The organism is Infirmifilum sp. (genome assembly GCF_049970975.1).
Taxonomy (GTDB): domain Archaea; phylum Thermoproteota; class Thermoprotei; order Thermofilales; family Thermofilaceae; genus Thermofilum; species Thermofilum uzonense.
In genome coordinates, this window is sequence record NZ_JBMFLX010000111.1 from 1 (window position 1) to 4,162 (window position 4,162).

General features: G+C 53.1%; 5 protein-coding genes and 2 pseudogenes. 5 read left to right on the plus strand and 2 right to left on the minus strand.

Translation table 11 applies throughout. The annotated features are described in order from the left end of the window. A pseudogene (locus ACP5KC_RS09085) lies at positions 1-713 on the plus strand (hypothetical protein); the annotation flags it as partial. Positions 714-1,415: 702 nt separating this feature from the next. Further along, positions 1,416-1,547 (plus strand): annotated as a pseudogene (locus tag ACP5KC_RS09090) (antitoxin VapB family protein); the annotation flags it as partial. Here ACP5KC_RS09090 and ACP5KC_RS09095 read toward each other — a convergent pair. Then, on the minus strand, positions 1,494-1,874 hold the full coding sequence (locus ACP5KC_RS09095) for a HEPN domain-containing protein (protein WP_428287335.1): 381 nt from the start codon (positions 1,872-1,874) through the stop codon (positions 1,494-1,496). The pseudogene ACP5KC_RS09090 and the gene ACP5KC_RS09095 sit on opposite strands and share 54 nt — an antisense overlap. 137 nt (positions 1,875-2,011) lie before the next feature. Here ACP5KC_RS09095 and ACP5KC_RS09100 point away from each other — a divergent pair, with 137 nt between their 5' ends. From ACP5KC_RS09100 to ACP5KC_RS09110, 3 genes are all read left to right on the plus strand, one after another. Then, positions 2,012-2,260, plus strand: a complete 249-nt coding sequence (locus ACP5KC_RS09100) for a hypothetical protein (RefSeq protein WP_428287336.1) — start codon at positions 2,012-2,014, stop codon at positions 2,258-2,260. 66 nt (positions 2,261-2,326) lie between these two features. Next, positions 2,327-2,848 (plus strand): ParB N-terminal domain-containing protein, encoded by a 522-nt coding sequence (locus tag ACP5KC_RS09105; protein ID WP_428287337.1) that lies wholly within the window; start codon positions 2,327-2,329, stop codon positions 2,846-2,848. 4 nt (positions 2,849-2,852) lie between these two features. Then, a complete protein-coding gene (locus ACP5KC_RS09110) occupies positions 2,853-4,001 on the plus strand; it encodes a PLP-dependent cysteine synthase family protein (protein ID WP_428287338.1) in 1,149 nt (382 codons plus the stop codon). On the opposite strand, the gene ACP5KC_RS09115 is transcribed toward ACP5KC_RS09110, so the two are convergent. Beyond that, a partial coding sequence (locus ACP5KC_RS09115; protein WP_428287339.1) for a hypothetical protein occupies positions 3,978-4,162 on the minus strand: 185 nt, incomplete at its 5' end. The genes ACP5KC_RS09110 and ACP5KC_RS09115 overlap by 24 nt on opposite strands.

The window sequence follows — 4,162 nt, forward strand, 5'->3', positions numbered from 1 at the left end:
TCCTCGCAGTAGTGCCCGGTGGGGGGAACACCACGGTGGTTACGATCAAGGCGCTGAGGGACGTGCCATCGATAGCCGTGAGGGTTCCCGAGCGCCTTAAGCCGTTCGTCACAGTTGAGCCGGCCGAGGTGACTAACTTGAAGAGCGGCGAAGTGGCAACGTTCACAGTGCGCGTTAAGTCTCCACCAAGCGATACCTCCGACGTTATTTTGCTCCAAGCGGTGGACAGCGTGGTCTTCCTCCCGATCGAGATAAAGGTCGTTAACAGACTCGTAATAGCGCAGGGAGCGCTTGCTGAAGTCTACGAAGGGGAGAGCGTTCCTCTGAGGTACTACCTCTACGATGAGAGAGGCAACACAGTCTCGGGGGTGAAGCTACGGCTTCGAGTCGGTGGACAGGCGTACTTGGCTCAGGAAGTTGAGAAGGGGGTCTACACCTACAATCTGACGGGGTTGGCTCCTGGGAGGTACACGATAACCGCGGAGGCGTCGAAAACTGGTTACGTAAACGCTTCGATTCTTGCTGCGCTCCGTGTACTGGTCATCGGCGACATTAACAAGGATGACGTGGTAGACTACAAGGACCTAGCGATAGCCGTAGCTGACTACGGCACGATGGGGTACTCGCTGGCAGACGTCAACGGCGACAACGTGGTCGATTACAAAGATTTAGCAATGATCATATCTAACTATGGAAGAAAAGCTAAACAGTAAATAAAATATTTTTCCCTCTTTATTTCTCAAAATATCTCGATGAGTAATCTGAGGCATAGGATCCTGCCGGGGCAACGGCACTGTAGAGCTTTGCCACCCTTGAAGGCTCCTGAGCCGAGCGAGGCACGTTAAAAGGGTGGCGCAGCACCGGGCTGTAACGATGTATTGCGGCAAAGCGCTACGATGAGAAAGGGGCGCTAAAGAGCGAGAGCAATTGGAGCGAGCTCCGGTTAGCCGCGGGGGGAGAGAGCTGAGTGTCGCAAGAGGGCTCTGAAGCGAGCCCCTTCGGGTTGGTACCCCGGCAACTCGCCGAGATACCGGATGCTTCCAGCTTAACGCCTGCCTAGTTTGGGCAGAGCCCCACCTTCCACCGGGTAGTTCCATCGTAAATGGTTGTGGCTGGAATTTCACCAAAATCCACTGTAACCGCAGTGCGTAAGAGCGCCAGTCGTGGAGCGCTCGAGCGCAGCTTGATTCGCGCTGGGGGTGGCAGCCAGGGCCTGGGGCATCTCCGGACGGGCTGAGGAAGCAGGGAGCACCACGGCACCCGGTGCTGGAGGCAGGGTTTCCAGAGACTCTGCCGATCCGCTCTCGAAAGCCTCAGTGTACGCGGCGAGCCTCACGACTAGGGGATGGGATCGGCGGATGGGGTAGCCGTGCACTAAACTTATAAGTGCACACAGCACTTATAACAGGGTGAGCGTGGGCTCGAAGACCATCACCATATCGATTGAGGCCTACCAAGCGCTGCTCCGGCTCAAGAAGCCTGGGGAGAGCTTCTCAGACGTGATACTCAGGCTCGCCCGGAGGAGCCGCGACCTCGTGGACTTCGCCGGCGCCTGGAGCGACGTGAGCGATGAGGAGCTCGCGGAAGCCCTGAGGCAGGCTAGGGAGGCGTGGTCGCGGTGGGCGGCGAAGCCGGCAGAGTAGCTCCTCTGGGGGTTTCTCGCCTTTTGCTTTAAAGTATCTTTCGGGGAGGATTCTCACACTGTGGCCCCAGGGTGGCTCGTTGACGCTATAAAGCATGGCCTTTGCTGCTTTTTCAGCAGCTTGATGTGCATAGAATGCGGCGGCATTGTAGCGGGCGTTCCTGTGTAGTAGCCGGGCTGTGTCGAGATCCCAGAGTGCCTCGGAAAGCCATCGAAAGGCTTCGTCTCTCATCAAGCGGTATACTAATCGTGTTTAAATAAATTTTTATTATTGTATTATTATCCGTAAACCCTCGCTAGATTATAACCAGCTATTTTTTAAAGTTATAATATTTTTTATTCATTCTGTGTCAAGGCCACAGGAGGACAATGACTACATCAATGGAGACGAAGACAATCCTCCTCGAATCTATGGTAAGATGTATTGAAGGGGCGTACAGGGCTTATAAGGGGTACCTCATGCTGCCTCCTTATCTCGACGACGCTTTCACAGTCTTTAACGCTTTAGCCTGTATACGTGTGGGATTTGCCGCGCCTTGTTTGAGTAGAGTGTTGGCATCCATGCCGGGGAGTGTTCCGGCTAAGCGACTACTGGAAGGCTCCTCCAACTCCATATAATGACGTTTGGCGATGTATGACAGTGGAATATTTATAAGAGTGTCTAACTTTGAATATATGGGCCTAATGACAACTGGTGTACCCTCACACCGGTTGGGAGAGGAGGGCTATGAGCCTCCGTGCTGCGAAGAGTTGTATAGGAGCCCACTCTTGGCTAGCCTCCCGGATATTAGGCGAAACATAGTTTGTTGTGCTGAGAGGTATCCTGTTGCTCTCGTCCCGATTGAGCTACTACACCCTCATGATGAGGTTGACCAAGCACGCCTAGATGAGCTCCTCTACGAGATAGTTGAATCCCAGCTTGTCCGAAAGCCTATAATTGTAGAGTCTGAGACTCTCACAATACTTGATGGTCATCACAGGGTTTCCGTCTTGAAGAAGCTAGGGAAGAGGTTGGTTCCAGCCCTGCTTATCAGCTATGAGGACCCGTGTCTGCGTGTCGAGAGCTGGAGGAGTGACTGGGTGGTCACGAAGGAGCTTGTGCTTAGAGCGGGGTTGAGCGGGAGGCTCCTGCCCTATAAGACTAGTAGGCATATTTTATGCTTTGAAATCCCAGCTGTCAACGTGCCCTTGAGCTATCTAGGGTGATCGTGTGGTTAGATTCGGGAGAGACGAGGAGTTGAGTGAGATCCTGACTGTTGTATCGGAGATTCTGAGGGGTGGGGTGGTACGCTGCCCCGAGACGGCTGTCGAGGAGCGTTTACTGTCGAGAGCGTTAGATCTCCTTGGGTGCAGAAACCCTCCCTGCGAGGGGAAGTCCCGGGAATATACATTGGAGGAGCTTGGCTTCTTCGAGGAAATCTCCCCACCCCGCCTCAGGGTCTTCAACAGTACGGAGGAACTCCTTTTCAGGAACTGGCCCACACCGCTGGTAAGGCTGTCTTCATTTTCAGGGAAAGGTGTCAGGGTCTGGGCTAAGCTGGAGTTCTTCAATCCTTTCAGTATGAGTGTGAAGGACAGAGTGGGCTGGCTCATGGTCTCGGATTTATTGTCGAGGAATCCTCGGAGGGGGGTTGTACTCTACGAGGCTACGAGCACGAATACGGGGATGGCTCTCGCAGCTATGGCGGCAATAAAAGGGCTCAAGGCTAAGCTATTCCTACCTGCCACCATACAGAAAGCCTCGGACACCATATTGAAAGTTATGGGTGCAGAGGTGTACAGGCAGCCGAAGAGCATAACTGTAGAGTTCATAGACGAGGTAGAGGAGCTTGCGAGAAAAGAGGGGGGAGTACATCTGAATCAGTTCGAGAACAACGCGAACTTAAAGGTTCACCTACGTTACACTGCTAAGGAGTTAGACCTCCAGACAAGGGAGGCATCCTTAAGGCTTCAAGGGTTCATGGGTGGAGTTGGAACCTCTGGACACCTCTCAGCAATATCAGTATACTTTAAGAACAGATATGGCGACCACATAAAAGTCTACGGTGTCCAGCCTGCAGCTGGATCCACTATTCCTGGGATTAGGAGGGTCGAGAGCGGGATGAAGTGGATCAACTATGCAAAGGTGGACCGTATAGTCGATGTGACCCTCGAGGAAGCAATAGAACATGCTATCCGCGTAGCAAGGAGAGAGGGCATCTTCGTAGGCTTGAGCAGTGGAGCCGTTACAGCAGCATACATGAGGCTGGTAGGGGAGGACTTGCTTGAGGAAGGGGATTACGTTCTAATCTTTCCTGACCATGGCTTCAAGTACCTAGAGTTTTTCTCATCTTATCTAGAAGGAGAAGGGGTTCACTGACTTTTCGCCCCACTCGGTGAAGTCGCCTCTAACAGTGCTCCCAGAGACAATTATGGCTGAATTCGGTAGGACACGTATGATACAGTCAGCGAAGTTACGGGCCTCCGCGAGCATCTCCTCGCGTCTCTTTATCTTCCTTTTAAGGACCCCCATGTGTCCTA